The following is a 16,721-nucleotide window of genomic DNA, read 5'->3' as shown; positions in this document are numbered from 1 at the left end:
GCGGCGGCCGGCTGATCGACAGCCCTGGAATGGGCTGGGACGGCTAGGCGATGGTGCGTAGCGGCTGCCAATCCGAGCCAGGCGGCATGTTGGTGCCGTCACGGGCGCACAGGAGAGTGTGCCGCAGGGCGCCGACGCCACCGACTTGTGCATGGAGTGTGCCGGTGGCGGCGTCGACGCGCGGCCCCACCACCGGCAACAGTGTCTGTCGTGAATGGTCGGCCACGTAGTCCAGATCGGAACGACACAATGCGATGTCGCGCACCCCGTCCCCGTGCGCGGCCAGCCACTCGGCGACCGGACCCTGGCCGCGTGGCTCTGTGACGATCAGCCGGGTCGGTCCTCTGCTCAACAGCACGCTGTAGCGGTCCGGGTGCTCCGCCAGTGCACGGGCACTGAAGCCCAGGGCGGCGGTCAAAGTCTGCAGCGCTGGAACGGCATCCGAGACATACAACTCCACATATGCGATCGAGTCGTCGGTGAACTTCGTCGGCATGACGCTGGCCTCGAATCGTCGGAGGAACAGGGCAGCCAACCCCGCCGGCGACTTGGTGCAGACTTGTCGGACACTTCGGCCGGCGACTTCGTTGGCTGCGTAGGCATGAATGAACCTAGCACCATTTTTGTTCCTGGGGCGACTTAGGCAACGGCATCTACTGAAGCTAAAGTAGTTGTCCGGCTCAGCAATTGATGTATTTCTCGTGCGCATTGATTCCGACGTTCGGATCCGCGAGGAATCGACTTGCCCCAGTCTTCAGAGGAAGTTCCCCTTCGATCGGGCGGCACCTGGTAAGCGGTCGATATCAAGTCTCGTAGGAGAATTCGGCTGTCGTCTGGCAGGCCTTGCTCGAGTTTCGGCGGATACTGAAGTCCGAGTTCGGCCGCGGACGTTGAGAACGTCTGGAACCTGGGGCCGGGCATCGAATGCCCTAGCTGTTCGTGAATGGCGCGATGTGCAATGCGGCTGACCCAACGCGGTCTGGGTGAAGGCGACTGGGTTCCCGAAGCGCCGGCTGCGACACTTAGCCTATCGCGAAGTGTATTCGTGCACCGGCTACCGGTTGTTGCATCACCGCTGCGGCGATACAGTGTGTATCACACGCTGAGGTGGCCGGGCCGAGCGCTCGTGACACCTGGCGCGTCCACGAGATGCGGAGGCAGAATGGAACTTCCCTTTGTTGATCGCCCACCCGTGCTGATCGTGGGCGGTGCGCTTAGCGGACTCTCCAGCGCTGTGTTCTTGAGTAGTCATGGCGTTCCGTGCATGTTGATTGAACGACATCCCGATCTCCTGGTGCACCCCCGGCTGCACGGCATCACGCATCGCTCGGCCGAGATCTACCGCCAGTGCGGGCTGGGTGAAACGATCACGGACGCGAGTGATCCGCGTGGGGTGACCATTGCGCGCGCCGGAACTCTCTCGGACGAATGGGAGATGGTGCCGACCGGCAACGAGGAACTGGTCATGATCGACCAGGACAAGCTGGAAGGAATCCTGTTCGCCGAAGCGAAGGGTAGGGGTGTCGACCTTCGATTCGGAACCGAGCTCGTCTCATTCGCAGAGGACGGTGATGGTGTCACCGCCGTAATCCGGAACCGCGACACAGGCATCGAGACATCCGTTCAAGCCGACTACATGATCGCGGCCGACGGTTCGGACAGTCCTATCCGCAAGCGGTTGGGTATCGACTGCGACGGCCTGGGTACCGTGGAACGCCGACTCACGGCGATGTTCGCCGCCGATTTGAGTGACGCGACCCGGGGGCGCTTCGCCGACTTCGCCTTCCTCACACAGCCACGGGCGGGAACGATATTGTTCCCCACCGGGGATACCGGAGCTCGGTGGTCGTTTCAGGTGGGCTATCCCGCCGACCTGGAGTCGCTCTCCGACTATCCGGAGGAGCGGTTGGCCGGTCTGATCCGCGAGGCAGTCGGGCTGGCCGACCTCGACCTCACGTTCATGTCCCACATCCCGGGGCTTGACGTCAAAGTCCTGGACTTCAACTTCGGTGCGCAGCTCGCGCGGCGCTACCGCCAGGGGCGGGTCTTCCTGGTAGGCGATGCGGCTCACATCATGCCCCCTACAGGTGGATTCGGCGGAAGCACGTGTATCCAGGACGCGCACAACCTGGCCTGGAAGCTGGCCTTTGTGCTGCGCGGAGAGGCATGTCCGGGTCTGCTGGACAGCTACGAGGCGGAGCGGCGGCCAGTGGGGGCGCAGACCCTACAGCAGGCCCTGGCTCAGATGTCCAACCGCCATCCCGCGGCCCTGGACGGACACACCATCCCCGCGATGGCGCCGCACCCGGCCGTGGTCTTCGGTTACCAGTACAGGTCGGCCGCCGTGCCCGGCGCACTGCCCAGCGATACGAGTCTCGCGCTGCTGAACCCGGAGGATCTGGCCGGTCAGCCGGGCACTCGCGCGCCCGGCGTACCGATCGCCGCGGAACAGCACGAGTCCACGCTGGACGTGTATGGAAACCGGTTGGTGGTGCTCGCCGGCCGGGACGGGGAGCCGTGGCTGGGGGCCGCCCGCTCGCTATCGGATGACCTGGCCGTACCCGTCGACGGCTACCGCCTCGGCCACGAGCTCGTGGCGGCCGATGATACCGACACGCACGCTGCTCACGGTATCGGCCCGGACGGCGCGATCCTGGTGCGCCCGGACGGGTTCGTCGCGTGGCGCTCTGAAACGGCAGCCCCCGACCCCGAGCGTATGCTCCGAACAGCCGTGACCGCCGTGCTCGACCGTGCCGGAGAGTAGGGGCTGAAGATGGCCAAGCACCGCGACATCCTCATCGTCGGGGCAACTGTTGAGGGAATATGTTCGGCGATAGCATTGGACGCGACCGGTCGGAGCGTAGAGCTCGTCGAGGCCGAACCGCCCCCGATGCTCACAGGGGCTCTCCCTGTCGACGGGGTTGGCCCAGCCGGTCCTGGGGTTGCACTGGTGGGCAACGCAATCCGGGCGCTCGACACCTTGGGACTCGCCCGCGCGTGTATTTCGCGCGGTGCTGCAATCGAGACGACGTGCATGCACCGGCTTGACGGCACGCTACTGAAGACGGTGCCGGCCAGGCCCGAAGCTGGACCAGGTCTGCCGCCGATGCTGGGTATCCTGCGCGATGATCTGGTAGGCGTCCTGCTGGCCGCGGCGATCGAACGCGGAATCTCCGTCACTGCGTCCCGGGCCGTGGCGGCCATCGAGCAGCGCGCCGATTGGGTCGCGGTGACATTCTCCGACGGGAGCTCGGCGGAGTACGACGGCGTCGTTGCCGCTGACGGCATTCGCTCAGTGATGCGTCCCATGCTGTTCGGCGACCTCGGTAAGCCGGAGGCGACCGGGCAGTCGAGTTGGCGATACACGCTACCGCGCCTCGATGATCTCGAGGGTAGCCATCTCTACTTCTCACCGGATGGCAGCAAGGTCGGCCTGGTACCTCTCCGCAACGACCTGATGGATCTGTTCCTGAACGTCAACCAGGCTGAACCGGTAGCTACGACGCCCCTCGACGAACAGCTCCGTGAGCATCTGGCGCCGTTCGGCGATCTCATCGCCGAGGTACGTGATGACATCCGCGGTGCCGATCGCGTGAATTGGCGGCCCTATGAGGTGGTCAACCTGCCATCGCCGTGGTTCGACAGACGGGTCATCGTGATAGGGGACGCCGCCCACGCCACGACTTCGCATCTCAAGCAGAGCGAAGCGCTGGCGATAGAGGACGCCGTCGTGCTCGGTGAGGAACTGGCCAGCAACGACGAAATACCCGATGCGTTCCAGGCATTCATGGTCCGGCGGTTCGAGCGCTGCAAGGCTCTGACCGATGCCTCCCTGGCGATCTGCGAATGGGAGCTGGGAGGGACCCAAGACGTCGACCGTGACTCGATCACCGCCGCAGCGCATAGCCGCATGGCCGAAGCCATCTGACATGTTGTCGGGGAGCGCAAGCGTGCGATTCGGCCGGTACCGAGTTGGTCGGCGCGCTGTCCTGAATTTGTTGGCGCAAAGGGAGTGCTGAAATGCGGCTGATCGGCGCGGGCTTGCCCCGCACTGGGACAATGACCCAAAAGGTCGCCCTGGAGACGCTGGGCCTTCGCTGCTACCACATGCAGCACCTGTTGGAGAATCTGACCGAGGTCGAGCTCTGGGAGCGAGCCCGAGACGGGCACACAGCCTGGGCCGAGATCTTCGACGGCTTCGAAGCCACCGTCGACTGGCCCGCCGCATACCACTGGCGTGAACTGATCGACGTCTATCCAGACGCCAAGGTGTTGCTCAGCGTGCGCGACGGCGAGTCCTTCGCACGTAGTGTTCTCGACACATTGTGGTCGGTCGAACTCGGTAACTCGCTGATGTACCACCTTTCGCGGGCCCGCACGTTCGTTGACGATGACTATCGACGCTTTCTCGACCTGGCCATCTCGACGAAATGGATCGGCACTGCGCCCTTCGCGGGCACCTTTGGTCAACAAGAGCGACTCGTCGAGATGATGGAATGCTGGAACGACGAGGTGGTACGGACGGTCCCCGCCGATCGGTTGTTGGTCTGGAGGCCACAGGATGGGTGGGAACCGTTGTGTCACTTCCTCGCCGTCCCCGTACCCCAGGGGCCCTTTCCTTCGCTCAACGAGTCGCACGGTTTCAAGCAAGCAGCCATTGCTCGCGACATGGCAGCACTTCTCGCATGGTGGGAGAACGAGAAACAGCCGCAAGGCTGAGCTGTCACCAATTGGGAGCCCGGCCCACCGAGGCTAGTTGCGGTCGAGAGCCTACTACCGGATTGCGTCTGTCCTCGCCGCATCCGTTGTCGAGTCCACCTTTGTGGCGCAGAGGATCCCGAGCACCGCAAGCTTGTCTGGCGGCATCTGCCTCACATCTTCGGCGATGGCTTTTGTGACTGTGAACCCAGACGACTCGATCCATGTCTGGTAGGTAGACAGCTTCTGTGGCCCACCCTGTCCCATGGTGCATCCGAGGAAGTAGGCAGGGAAGAAGTCAGCAGAAGGCCAGGACTTGAGGTCTTCGGGATAGACCGGGACCAGGACGCAGATCTGGCCGCCCGGATTGAGTGCGTCGTGGGCCGCCTGCAGGACCTCGAGTACGTTCTCCATGTCAAACATGTCCAGGAAATGCTTGATCAGGACTACGTCGAACCCTCCCGGAAGCCCGGCGAACACGTCCCCGCCCACGAATCCGCAGTGCTGTTCGACGCCGTGAGCCTTGAAGTTCTCGAGCGCCGCCGCTTCCTTTTCCGGAAGGTCGAAACACGTGATGTGTAGGCCCGGAGACCCTTTGAGCTGCCAAGTGAGAATCGCTCCTAGGCCGGTGTTACCTGCGAGGTCGAGTACCTTTGCGCCCGCGCTGATCTCCACATTGGCGAAGAACCACGGATCGGTCAGCCCCGTGACCCTGTCCATCCGATTGCCCCAGGTAAGTCGAAGGTCTTCGTGAACTGAGCATGCGTCGTACAGCGTGCCGTCGAATCCGTAGAACTCCTTGAGTCCCACTACGCTGCCCGTCTTCACACTCTCGGTCAGGAAGTAGAGCTGGCGTAGACAGACCGACTTGATCATGCTGGCCTGAGACAGGATGCGCGTGAAGTCGTCCTCCGATAGGTATGCCAGTCCGTCGAGTGCGTAGGACATCGACGATGCGTCATAGCTGAGGAAGTCATCTTTGATGAGAAGCTGCAGTAGCTGTTCGATCCTCGCTTGCGGTGCGCCCGCCCGGGCGGCCAGTTCTTGCGCTGTCATTCGACCGCCCGGGCTCTCCCGCAGCGCATCGACGACGCCCAGTTCGAAACAGCTGAGCAGGGTCATGAATCGCGTAGGTCCGAGCATGTAGTCTCGAAACGTCGTGAGCACCTGGTGAGCCCTGCTCGCTTCCGTCACCGGATCTGCGCCGTAGCCGTCGCCGATCACGACGGCCCGATTTCGGTACGAGATGCGCCCGCAGAGGCCGAGTCGAGCACCAGATCATAGGCATTCGCAGACAATATGCCCTCCTGAGCGACAACGAGATGTTTGTTGAGTCCGCCCGATGCGTCGTTCACGCCGGCTCAACCCGCGCCACTGGACGATGCAGGACCGATGTCATGACTCTGCGCAACTCATCCGCCGGACTGGCGATCCCGGTCTTGACCTGCCATGCGACGAATCCGTCCGGACGTACCACAAGAGCGCCGTGAGCCCCGATGCCATGGGCCTCATGTGCATCTCTACCAACCGACTGCAATTCGTGGCCGAACCGGTATCCGGCAATGGGAATGCCCAGATCAGCGGCGAGCGAATGTGCCACCTGCAGCCAGCTGCCACCGGCGCATCCAGCTAGTATCACGAAGCCTGAACCATACAGATCGAGAGTCGAAATCTCCTGTCCATCAAGGCATACCGTCACAAAAGGAGCTCTAGTGCCGGGTTGGCCGCGTTGTTCGTCGGGCGGCAACAGTCTGGAAGCTGCGGCGTCGGGTGCGCCGAGCACGGCGCTGGACCGGTACTGATACCCCGATCCCACGGCCAGGTGAGGCTCGATGGACGAGATCTGGGTATTGGCAGGTAGTAGGTTTCGCTCCGCCAGGCGGGCGAGTGCCTGCTGCATGCTGGTCACTCCGACTGGGCGACGCTCAGCGTGGTAGGTATCGAGCAGGTCGGTTCCCGCCTGACCGTGCAACACGGCGGCCAATTTCCAGGCCAGATTGTGTGCATCCTGCACACCGGCGCTTCCCCCGAATCCCCCGGCCGGCGGCATGAGGTGCGCGGAATCGCCGACGAAGAACACTCGGCCCAGGCGATACTCCTCAGCAACGCAGGCGCCGAACACGAACTCGAGAACCCGCACATCGCTTCCGGGAACTAGAGGCAGGAACCGGCGGATTCTCAAGTCCGGAATACCTACCGCCTCGCGAATGAGGCATCTTAGTCGCTCCGAGGAGTAGTTCTTCAGGGACTCTTCCTTCTTGTAACTAGTCTGAAATCGCCAGTGCCGGCCACTACTGTCAGCCGGAAGAAGGACAGTGCCCGGTCGCGGTCGCCGCAGGTGTGCAATGTCGAAGTGCCGCCCCTGGAGGGCAGGCTCCAAGTCAGCCTCGAAGAACACCGTGAATCTGCGGTCGATGATCCCCACGCCCTCGGACTCAACACCCAGCGTGTTCCGTATCTTGCTGTCGGCGCCGTCCGCAGCGATGACATAGTCGGCCCGGACAACGGTTTCCGTGTCTGAGTCATGATCCCGCAGGGCTGCGGTGATACCCGTGGTGTCTTCGGTGAAGGAACGCAGTTCGGTGGCAAAGCGCAATTCAGCGCCTCGACGCTGAGCTTCGGCTCGCAGGATCGCCTCCAGCCGGTGCTGGGGAATCGACGTTCGTTTCTCCCCGGCACCGAGCTGTAGCCAGTCCCGGTCGGCGATCGTCTCGGCGTTGATGACCTCCACGCGGGTGATCTCGCTGGCTTCGGCTATCTGATCTGCCAGTCCGAATTGGCTGTACACCTCCACTGTGCGTGTTGTGATCCCGCTCAGTCGTGGGAAAACGAGGAGATCGCGATGGCGTTCGACGAGCAGGCATTCGATTCCCAGACTTCTCAGGAACAGTGCGCTGGACAAGCCGGACAGTGCACCCCCGACGACCAGTACTGACGTGCGAATCTCAGCTGGCACTTCACCGTATCCCTTGTCGAGTTACCAATTTCCCAACGCTTCTGTGAGCTGTGTGCTAGCTCGGTGCGATGTACTCGAAGACCGACCCGTCCGGGTGGCGGGCGATGAGCCGCTCACCGTTCGTCGTGGGTGAGGGTCCTTCGAGAGCCTCGCCGCCGGCTTGTTCCAGAGCCGCCATCACCGACGCCATGTCGTTGACCACCAGTGTGGCGACCCGATTCCGGTAGGCGGCGGTGTTTCCACTGAGCAGCAGGAACGGCCCCACGCTGGCGAGGTTCACATCCCGGAAGCTGAATTTGTTGACGTCGTCGACTCCGGAGAGCTTCTGGTACAGGGGCAGTGCGTCGTCGAGATCCTCGACGAAAACCCGCACGACGACTTCGGCGATGTTCGACACTCGATCTCCTACCAAGTCACCGGCAGCGCGTCGACGCCATGGGTAGCGTTCGACGTGCGCACCGGAATTTGCTCGAACGGCACCGCCAGACACAGGTTCGGAAAGCGGTTCAGCAGTGCCGGGAAAGCGATCTGTAGTTCCATCCTGGCCATCGGGGCGGCGACGCAGCGGTGGATACCGAACCCGAACGCGAGCTGGTCTCGCTTCGGCTTACGTGAGACATCGAAACGGTAGGGATCGTCGTAGCGGGTCTCGTCCCGGTTGGCCAGCGGTATCGACACGATCAGCAGTTCTCCTTTCTTGATCAGCTGTCCGCCCACCTCGATGTCCTGCAGCGCAGTCCGCACGGCACCGTGGTTGGCGATCGAGATGTAGCGCAGCAATTCCTCGACGGCACCGGCGACAAGTGCAGGGTCGTCGCGCAATGCCGTCATCTGTTCGGGATGTTGGAGGAAAGCGAGCGCGCCGATGCCGAGCATCATCGCGGTGGTCTCGTGGCCGGCGATCAGTAAGAGGTTGCCGATCCCGACCAGTTCCTCGTCGTCGAGTTCGTCTCCGTGCCGGAGGATCAGCCGTCCGAGGATGTTGTCACCGGGATCGTGTCTTTGTTGCTCGACGTGTGCCCGCATGTATCCGCGCATCGCGTCTCGTGACACCAGGAGTTCCTCGGCAGATGCCATCAGATCGGTCATCACCTTGGTGTGGCTCGCGAAGTCGAAGCCGTCATCAATCGGCAGGCCGAGCATCTCGCAGATCACCCGGGAAGGAAGCGGCAGCGCGAACGTCGTCACGAGGTCGACGGGTGGGCCAGCGGCTTCGGTGGCGTCGAGGCAGCTGGTGGTGATTGCCTCGATCCGTGGCCTGAGCCGACGCATGGCTCCTGATGTGAATTCACCGGCTACCACCGCGCGAAGACGGGTGTGATCAGGCGGGTCGTACTCGAGGAACGTGCCCGGTTGCCGGTGGCTGAGTTCCTCTTCGAGCGTGCGGTCTTCCGGTTTCGGCAGCGCCGATCCGGGTGTCGTGACGCCGCTGCTGATGCGCGCGTCGCCGAGGACTCGTCTGGCGTCGGCGTAGCGTGAGATCAGCCACACGTCGAGGCCGCTGGTCAGTGACACCCGGGCAACCGGGTGCTCGGCTGACAGGTCGCGCAGTTCCTGAGCTGGGTCGTACGGGCAGCCCGGATTGCGTCGATAGGGCAGCGGTGGGGTCTGAGTCGATGTCACGCGCGTCGCGTCTCATCGGGGGCGCCGAGCCCGGCATCCTCGCCTGGGCGGTGACAGACCCATCGACAGCCGCGGTGCTTGAGCTCGTGCGCGGCCGACATACCCAGATTGGCAGCGGTGTGGTTGTGCAGGTCGACACAGAACTCGCAGGGAATCGGCAGGGTGAGTTCGACTCCCTGGTCGCGGGCACGCTCGCGGTAGTCGTAGATTCCGCAGCGGCGAACATCGAGGCGGTAGACGCCGTCGTTCTCAGTCAGCGTCTTGTCCGAGCCGTAGACGTCGAGCATCTTGGCGAGTCCACCGAGTACGCTACGCTCCCGTTCGACCGGGTCCGACAGCCGTTTCTTGGTCGCGTCGGTGTTCATCTTTGCCACGTGAGCCGTCCACTCCGGCAGGCGTTCTCGACCCATGTACTTCTCGATCGCCGCCTGCGTACGGAAGTAGACGCCCAGCACGAACTCGAACTTTTCGCGATCGGTCAGTGCGGCGGGGAGCTGATCTTGCTCGTTGCCTATCATGCGACTATCTCCCGAGACTCGTTGAATGCTTTTCGGACAAGTGGCCTCAGCGAAGCCGGGAGGCGGTTCCACGCCCGTTCGTCGCTGAGATCCAGTATTCGTGAGAGTTTCCAGCCCAGGTCACCGCTCAGGGACGCGAGTGGGGACAGCACCTCGACGGGCTGCACGACAAGCCGATGCGTCGGGTACAACGGGTCGAGTCGCCGCGCGACGTCGTTCGCCCAATCTCCATCGGCGGGAAGGTCGGTGGTGACCAGACAGATCAGCGTGTCTCCTCGGACGACGAGCATGTAGTTGAGTGGGGTGGGGCCCGACAGCCCGTCGGCCCACAGTGCGGACTCGAGATCCTCCTGGCGGACTGTGCCGCCGGGCATGTCGTGGACGTCTTTGGCCCGTCCCAGGGTGCGCACGACCGGCAGTGGCAGCCCGCACGGGCATGGTTGGTCATCGACCTCGATCAGGTCGCCCGTCCGGTATCGCAGCAGTGGCCGGCTCAGTAGATCCAGTGTGGTGACGACCATCTCGCCGCTGTCGGCGGATCCGTCGACCATGCGGGTCTGTCCCTGCTGGTCCATCACCTCTACGACGTAACTCTGCAGCTGCAGGTGTAGTTGGCTACGCTCGCAGGTCACTGCTGTCGTGCCGGTCTCAGACGAGCCGTAGCTGCCGACATGAGCTCCCGCGCCTGTCAACCGGCTCAGGTGGCGAAGCTGCGCGGGACCTGTGTGTTCGGCGATCAGCAGGAGATGGTCGAAGCGCGGGACAGCTCGATCGTGTCTTACCGCGAATTGGATCATTGCCAGTAGACGCGAGGGCGCTCCGACGAACACATTGATCGCAAGCATCTCGATGAGGTCGAGTACCTTCGTGTAGTCGCCGTCGATGTAGTCCACCCACGGTTTCACCGACATGATGCCCAAGTACTCGAACACCTTCTCGAATTGGTAAGGGGCGGGCCCCATTGGGGCGATGATGAGGATCAGCGCAACATCGTCTGGTTTGAGCAGTCGCGCCCACATCTCGCCGATGTTCACCGTGTTGACGATGAGATCGTCTATCGCCTTCGGTGCCGCCGATGGCGGGCCGGTTGTTCCGGATGTCTCGTAGTAGTGCAGGAACTCGCCCACCGGTTGGGCGAAAGCGTCATGGCTGCGCTGGCCCCAGTCGCGCTTGCTGAGCAACGGAATCCTACCCATGAGGGTCTCCAACGACTGGTCCGCGGTGCCTTCGTTGAGCAGCGCCGGTAGCCAGCTTTCGTACAAGGGCGCCTTGGACGCTGCCAGCAGGGTTTCCGGGAGCTTCACCGAGTGCAAATGGGGGAAGTCCGCACGGCCGGCGAAAACGTCGGCGATCACTTCGCGATGCCGCTCCAACCGAAATGTAGCGTAAGCCTGGTACTGCGTGTCACGTACGAGTAGCACCGTTGGCTCCTTGTTATCTAGTCACTCGGACGAGCGGTCGGCGAAGCGCAGCGGGAGAGATTCCGGGCCGTGGATCATCGCCGTTGGCGGCGGCCACTTGATCTGGCCCACCACCGACGGTGCGCCGAGCCTGCCGGTGAGCGCGATGAGTCCTTCGGCGAGCTCGACCCGCGCGGCACTCATCCCGAGGCACACGTGGATGCCGCCGCCGAAGACCAGCTGGCCTGCTGTTCTCGGTACGGTGATGTCGAACCGTTCCGGGTCGGCGTACGCCCGTGGATCCCGGTTGCCTGCGACGATCGACACCAACATCATCGTCTCGGCCGGGATGGTCAGTCCGTGCATGCCGACGTCCTCGGTGGCAAAGCGGAACGTCACCCGAGCCTGCGGGCTCCACCGGCAGACCTCCTCCACAGCCTGCTCGGCCATCGCCGGGCGGGCCGCGAGTATCTTCCATTGGTCAGGGTGCTCGCTGAATGCCAGCAGCGCCCGGCCGAGCTGGCGCGTTGTGGTGTCCTGGCCGGCCCATACCAGCAGCAGCACCATGTCGTGGAGCTCCTTCGCCGTGAGCCTGTCGCCAGCCTGCTCGGCTGTGATCAATGAGGAAAGCAGGTCATCACGGGGATGCGCGCGACGTTCTGTGATCAGGTCGTTGACGTACTCAGACATGCCGATCAATGCAGCCTCAGACCGGGGGAACTCGCTCGCGGTGTTGAACACCAGGCCCAGGTCGTCGACCCACCGCGTGAACTGTGTGTAGTCGGCGGCCGGAACACCCAACATCTGGCACATCACCAACCCTGCGACGGGTCGAGCGAAAGCGGCCACGAAGTCGCGCTCCTCATCGTGGGAGGCCAATTCGTCAGCCAGCCGTTCGGAGGTGGACCGCACAAACGGTCGCAGGCTCTCGACGAACCGCTTGGTGAATGCCTTGTTGACCAGCCCCCGCAACCTTGCATGGTCGGCGCCGTCGCGGCTGGCCAGCATGCCGGTGAACCAGTCGTACAGTGGGCCCTCGGTGATTCCCTGCGAGTGCATGTAGCGGCGGCCACCGGGCACAAAACGCCGGTCCCGGAGGATCTCCCACGCTTGGGCGTGGCGTAGCACGATGGGCCCCAGCGGGGTCGTCGCGTACCAGCTCGCTTCCCGGGCCGCGGCCACCTCAGCCGATTCGTAGTCGAAGTCCGGGTCGAGGATGTCCAGATGCGGCGCCGCGACGCTCGTGTCAGCCCTAACGCTCACGTACAGACCTCCCCGACGTCCGTTCGGCCATCACCTACTGCCATGATACAGAGTGTATCGCCGGATGCAGAGTTTGAACTGGAAGCTCCTGACCACAGACCAAGGGCTGCCCATTGTGAGGCAGCCCGAACTCGGCGTTGACTTCTGACTGTGGAGCGGCGCGCAATCTCTAGTCGCCGCCGCATGCTGTGTCCCTGAAAGCGCTGGGCGACAATAGATGCTGATGCGTGAGGGCATCCGCGGCGACCAACTCTTGCGGACGATTCGTCTGCGGGCTGCTCTGCTTCCGCGACCCCGAACGCGCGGGATCTTGTGTGGTTATGCGCTCAGTATCGCGACCGCCTCCACGCCGTTCCCGGATGGTCAACCACCGGATGCACGGCTGTCACCGCGTAAGCTGAATTCGTGAGTGGCAAGCAGGTCTCGCCCGACGGGCGTGCCGAACCCCGAGTGGCCGATCGGCGTGACGAGATCCTCGCCGCCGCGGGCGCTGCCATCGAGGAACTCGGGCCAGACGCACAGACCGGCCAGATCGCCGAGCGCGGCGGCGTGGCCCGCCCCAACTTCTACCGATACTTCGCCAGCAAAGACGACTTGGACCGGGCACTGGCACTGCGGGCCTACAACCAGCTACGCAGAGCCGTCGCCGACCGCCTCGGGAGCGCGTGCCTTCCCCTCGAAGTAGTGCGTGCGCCCATCGAGGCGCAGGTTGATTGGGCCCAACAGCACCCCAACCTGTATCGCTTTCTGGTCGGTCGAGGTATCCAACTCGCCACGCACGGAACGTGGCCCGCTGCGCGTGGTGACGTCGCCGCCGAACTGGCCACGGCCGTCGCCCGCTATCTCCCAGGCTTCTCGGACGACCCAGATGCCGCGGAAGCCGCCTTGGTCGGAATCATCGGCCTGGTCGACGCATCCGTCCTGCGTTGGCTCGATCGCCGCAACGAGGATCGCAACGGGCTCATTGATCGGTTGACCGCGCAGTGCTGGCTGCTTGTTGACCGCCATCTGCACGAACACGGGATCCACGTGGACCCGACGAAACCAATGCAGTCGAACTCCGGCGGCATTTCGAATACGGATGTCGGCGGTCGCCTCGCCACTTGACGGCAGACCTGCCGGCATCCGGCACTCCAGCAGTCATCGTCTCTGTGGCGCTGGAGTGCCCCTGAAACACGCTAGCCAGCGGTCAGGGGGCTGTCGATTGGCCGGCGTTTCGTGGGCGAACGGGCGGCGCGCAGTCGCGTCCGGCGTGCTCGACGACGGTGGAACTCACCAGCTGTCCGTGACGGAAAACCATTCGGTCGGTGAAGGGGTTTGCGAGAGCATCGCGGACGGATGAGGCGCGGATGGCCAACAACTCGGCAGCCGACCCACGAGATAGCGTCGCGGGGGGAAGCCCCATAAGCCGCCGCGCCTGGCTGGACACCGTGTCGTAGGCGCGCTCGGGTGTGAGCTGGCCTGCGGTGACCATCAGTGCTGCAGTCTCGAAGGGGTCTGCCCGCCCCAACGGATAAAACGGGTCAGCGATGTTGTCGCCGCCGGCTGCCAGTAGGACGTCCGCCGATTCGAGTTCGGCGATGGCCGTGAGCGCTCGGGGTGGTTGCGCTCGACCACCGCGGCCCTGTAGGTAGAGATTGGTTGCCGGGCAGGCGACTACGGCGATGTCACCCGCAGCGAGTGCGCAGGCGACCTGCTGTCTGACGTCAGGTTGTTGCACGCCCAGGCTAACGCAGTGGCTGGCCACGACGCGGTGAGTGATGCCCGCCCGCCTGCGTTCCTTGGCGAGGCTGGCCACGGTGAGTACGTTGGGCTGGAGGGTCTCGTCCATGTGTAGGTCGGCGGGCAGACCAGCGGCCGCCGCGATCTCGAGCAGCAGCCGCTGACAGGCGATCGGGTGAGGATCGATGAACGGAGTGCCGCCGATGACGTCGGCACCCAACTCGACGGCTTGTTCCAGTTGGGCTAGATTGTCACGCCCCTCGTCCCCGGTGATCGGCATGTTCACCATCGCGACCACTTGTAGGTCGAACAGCTGACGGCATTGTTCCCGGAGTGCAAGGATCGGCTTCAGAAGCCGGCATTCCATCGCCGCCCCGACGTCGACGTGGCTGCGGATGGCAGTGGCGCCGTTGCGTAGGAACGCCATTGCGGCGTGGTGCGCGCGTTCGAACACGTCCTCGCCGGCGAGTGTCGCGCGATGCTGGCGCCACGCTGCGATCGCGCCATGCAGATCACCCGTCGCGTTCGGCATGCAGTCGGCGGTGAATGCCTTGTCGAGATGGGTGTGTGGCTCGGCCGGCGCGGTCAGTAGCAGGTAACCGCGAAGATCGATATCACCACCGGTCGGCCGGCGGCGCGCGCTCTCGACGTCAACGATGCGGCCGTCGGACAGTCGTACGTCCACGACGGTGCCGTCCGCCAGGCGGGCGCCACACAACACCGTATCGACACGAACGGTCCTCGTCGTCATGGCGACGACCACGAAGCATGCATGGCCCGATCATCAACGACCAGCGTGCGCTACGCAAACCGCGTGTACTGCTCGTGGCGAATGATGCTGCGCAGGAGCGATTTATCGTGGTAGCTTTCGCTGGGGCGCAGCCGTCGGTAGCGCCGGCCCCGTCGCGGGAGCATGTTGAGGGCTGACTGCCGAGGTGGTGTCGGGCCAGTTGGTGCGATCATGTCAACACAGCAGAAACGAGCGGCGCAATGACGCAATTGGTCACGGGCTTCGGGGTTCATCTGAAAGTCGCCTCGGTCGAGCGTTCACGAGCCTTCTACGAGGACTATCTCGGGCTGCGGCCGAGCCTTGCCTACGGCGACGGTGAGTTCGTGGCGACGTTTTCCGACACTACATCGACCGAGCTTGACCGACACCGTGGGGTGATGTATGCGATTGACGGTGGAGGTTGTATCGAGATAGCAGACGGACATGCTTCGATTCCAGACAAGTCGATATTCGCTTCTCGGATAGAATCGCCCAAGGTGTCGGCCGTACTTCGTGTCAGTTCTCTGATCCCCTTGCTTGACAAGTCGTCGGTGCGGCCGAGATCAGCGATAAAGAAGTACTATTGGGGAACCATCGAGATGGTCCTGCAGGACCCAGACGGATGGGTCATCGCGGTGGTAGCGCCGTATTCACCTCGGGAGATGGACGAGGTTCGGTCGCGTTGGCCGATCGAGGTTGTCGAGCCGTCCTAGATTCCGCGAGACGGGCGGCACTCCAGCTTCTGGCCTCATCGGAGACCTACCGGTTTCATCGGTCGGACTCCCACGTCCACGAGATCGGCAGTTCGCGGATTCCCACGGAGTGCAAGCCCTTTCGTTTGGAGCGCAACGCTGCGTGGTCCACCGCGAGGTGCACGTCGGGTAGGTGTCGCAGTACCGCACGCAGCGCCGAGGTGAGTTGGGCGCGAGCCAAGACAGAGCCTGCACAGACATGGGGGCCGAACCCGAAAGCCAAATGCGGTTCAAGGCTCCTGTCGATCTGGAACCGATCGGGGTCGCAGAACTTACCTGCGTCACGATTGGCGGACGCGATCGACGTGAGCACCGGACTGCCGGCGGGGACAACCGCGTCGGCCAAGGTGACCGGCTCGGTGGTGATTCGCAGGTGCTCAACCTCGACCGGTGCGTTGTAGCGCAGGATCTCCTCGACCGCACCCGAGGCGAGAGTGGGATCGGCGGCCAGCTTGGCGAGTTCATCCTGGTGGCGCAGCAGGTTCGCCATCCCGTTTCCCAATTGCACGATCGGCGTTCCGATTCCTGCGGCCAGCAAGGTGACTACCAGACCGATCAGGTGCGATTCATCGACTTCTGATTGCTGCTCGAAATTGGCAAGCAGACGGGTGAGTAGATCGTCGTGGACGCTGCCACGCTTCTCCTCCAGCACCACCAGTACGAGATCACGAAAGGCTTCCCAGCCGGCCTGGATGCTCGCTTCGAGAGCGGGGTCGATGGCGATGAGTGCGTCGTAGTGTCGAGTGAGTTGTTCCAACACTGCGTCGTCTACGCCAAGCAGCGCAGCCATCACCTGCTTGGAGAAAGGTACGCAATACTGGGCGACGAAGTCCGCCGGCGGGTCCTGCGCGGCGAGTCGCACGGCGTTGGCTTCGGCGATTGCGTCGAGCCGGGGCCGGAATGCATCGATGTCGCTTCTGGTCAGCGCTCTAGTGGTCCGTCTGCGTTTTGATCTGGTGGAGGGTGGCGCGGCCGCGTTGGACTTTGGTGATGATGTCTTGGGCGGGGGCCTTCCAGATG

Annotated in this window: 15 protein-coding genes; 5 read left to right on the top strand and 10 right to left on the bottom strand. The window is 63.6% G+C overall.

Annotated elements, in window-relative coordinates; genetic code table 11:
• Positions 1-43: 43 nt before the first annotated feature.
• The gene (locus ACXAID_RS10185) at positions 44-496 is read right to left on the bottom strand and encodes a hypothetical protein (RefSeq protein WP_475022087.1); all 453 of its coding nucleotides are present in this window, start codon (positions 494-496) and stop codon (positions 44-46) included.
• A gap of 666 nt (positions 497-1,162) precedes the next feature.
• Here ACXAID_RS10185 and ACXAID_RS10180 point away from each other — a divergent pair.
• The 3 genes from ACXAID_RS10180 (at position 1,163) to ACXAID_RS10170 (ending at position 4,719) form a co-directional block, all read left to right on the top strand.
• A complete protein-coding gene (locus ACXAID_RS10180) occupies positions 1,163-2,764 on the top strand; it encodes an FAD-dependent monooxygenase (protein WP_475022086.1) in 1,602 nt (533 codons plus the stop codon).
• A 9-nt stretch (positions 2,765-2,773) separates the two neighbouring features.
• Positions 2,774-3,928: an FAD-dependent monooxygenase gene (locus ACXAID_RS10175; RefSeq protein WP_475022085.1), complete on the top strand. Its 1,155-nt coding sequence runs from the start codon at positions 2,774-2,776 to the stop codon at positions 3,926-3,928.
• Between the two features lie 92 nt (positions 3,929-4,020).
• Positions 4,021-4,719 (top strand): sulfotransferase family protein, encoded by a 699-nt coding sequence (locus ACXAID_RS10170; RefSeq protein WP_475022084.1) that lies wholly within the window; start codon positions 4,021-4,023, stop codon positions 4,717-4,719.
• Between the two features lie 54 nt (positions 4,720-4,773).
• On the opposite strand, the gene ACXAID_RS10165 is transcribed toward ACXAID_RS10170, so the two are convergent.
• The 7 genes from ACXAID_RS10165 to ACXAID_RS10135 form a co-directional block, all read right to left on the bottom strand.
• Positions 4,774-5,922 (bottom strand): class I SAM-dependent methyltransferase, encoded by a 1,149-nt coding sequence (locus ACXAID_RS10165; protein WP_475022083.1) that lies wholly within the window; start codon positions 5,920-5,922, stop codon positions 4,774-4,776.
• A gap of 127 nt (positions 5,923-6,049) precedes the next feature.
• A complete protein-coding gene (locus ACXAID_RS10160; RefSeq protein ID WP_475022082.1) occupies positions 6,050-7,654 on the bottom strand; it encodes an FAD-dependent monooxygenase in 1,605 nt (534 codons plus the stop codon).
• Between the two features lie 55 nt (positions 7,655-7,709).
• Positions 7,710-8,051: a VOC family protein gene (locus ACXAID_RS10155; RefSeq protein WP_475022081.1), complete on the bottom strand. Its 342-nt coding sequence runs from the start codon at positions 8,049-8,051 to the stop codon at positions 7,710-7,712.
• Between the two features lie 8 nt (positions 8,052-8,059).
• Positions 8,060-9,277, bottom strand: coding sequence for a cytochrome P450 (locus ACXAID_RS10150; RefSeq protein WP_475022080.1), 1,218 nt, complete (start codon positions 9,275-9,277; stop codon positions 8,060-8,062).
• Complete coding sequence (locus ACXAID_RS10145) at positions 9,274-9,795, bottom strand: hypothetical protein (protein WP_475022079.1); 522 nt, start codon at positions 9,793-9,795, stop codon at positions 9,274-9,276. The genes ACXAID_RS10150 and ACXAID_RS10145 overlap by 4 nt, the downstream gene beginning before the upstream one ends.
• Positions 9,792-11,150: a phenylacetate--CoA ligase family protein gene (locus ACXAID_RS10140; protein WP_475022078.1), complete on the bottom strand. Its 1,359-nt coding sequence runs from the start codon at positions 11,148-11,150 to the stop codon at positions 9,792-9,794. Before ACXAID_RS10140 ends, ACXAID_RS10145 begins: the two co-directional genes overlap by 4 nt.
• Positions 11,151-11,237: 87 nt before the next feature.
• Entirely contained in the window at positions 11,238-12,458 is a 1,221-nt protein-coding gene (locus ACXAID_RS10135; RefSeq protein ID WP_475022077.1) for a cytochrome P450, read from the bottom strand.
• A 405-nt stretch (positions 12,459-12,863) separates the two neighbouring features.
• On the opposite strand from ACXAID_RS10135, the gene ACXAID_RS10130 reads away from it, so the two are divergent.
• Positions 12,864-13,565 (top strand): TetR/AcrR family transcriptional regulator, encoded by a 702-nt coding sequence (locus ACXAID_RS10130; protein ID WP_475022076.1) that lies wholly within the window; start codon positions 12,864-12,866, stop codon positions 13,563-13,565.
• 82 nt (positions 13,566-13,647) lie between these two features.
• On the opposite strand, the gene ACXAID_RS10125 is transcribed toward ACXAID_RS10130, so the two are convergent.
• Positions 13,648-14,943, bottom strand: coding sequence for an amidohydrolase family protein (locus tag ACXAID_RS10125; RefSeq protein WP_475022075.1), 1,296 nt, complete (start codon positions 14,941-14,943; stop codon positions 13,648-13,650).
• 227 nt (positions 14,944-15,170) lie between these two features.
• Here ACXAID_RS10125 and ACXAID_RS10120 point away from each other — a divergent pair, with 227 nt between their 5' ends.
• Positions 15,171-15,662: a VOC family protein gene (locus tag ACXAID_RS10120; RefSeq protein ID WP_475022074.1), complete on the top strand. Its 492-nt coding sequence runs from the start codon at positions 15,171-15,173 to the stop codon at positions 15,660-15,662.
• Between the two features lie 55 nt (positions 15,663-15,717).
• On the opposite strand, the gene ACXAID_RS10115 is transcribed toward ACXAID_RS10120, so the two are convergent.
• On the bottom strand, positions 15,718-16,721 hold a 1,004-nt coding region (locus tag ACXAID_RS10115), incomplete at its 5' end, for a cytochrome P450 (protein ID WP_475022073.1).

Source organism: Mycobacterium sp. ABE4_509 (genome assembly GCF_056160785.1).
This window is presented reverse-complemented; position numbering and strand designations above follow the sequence as displayed.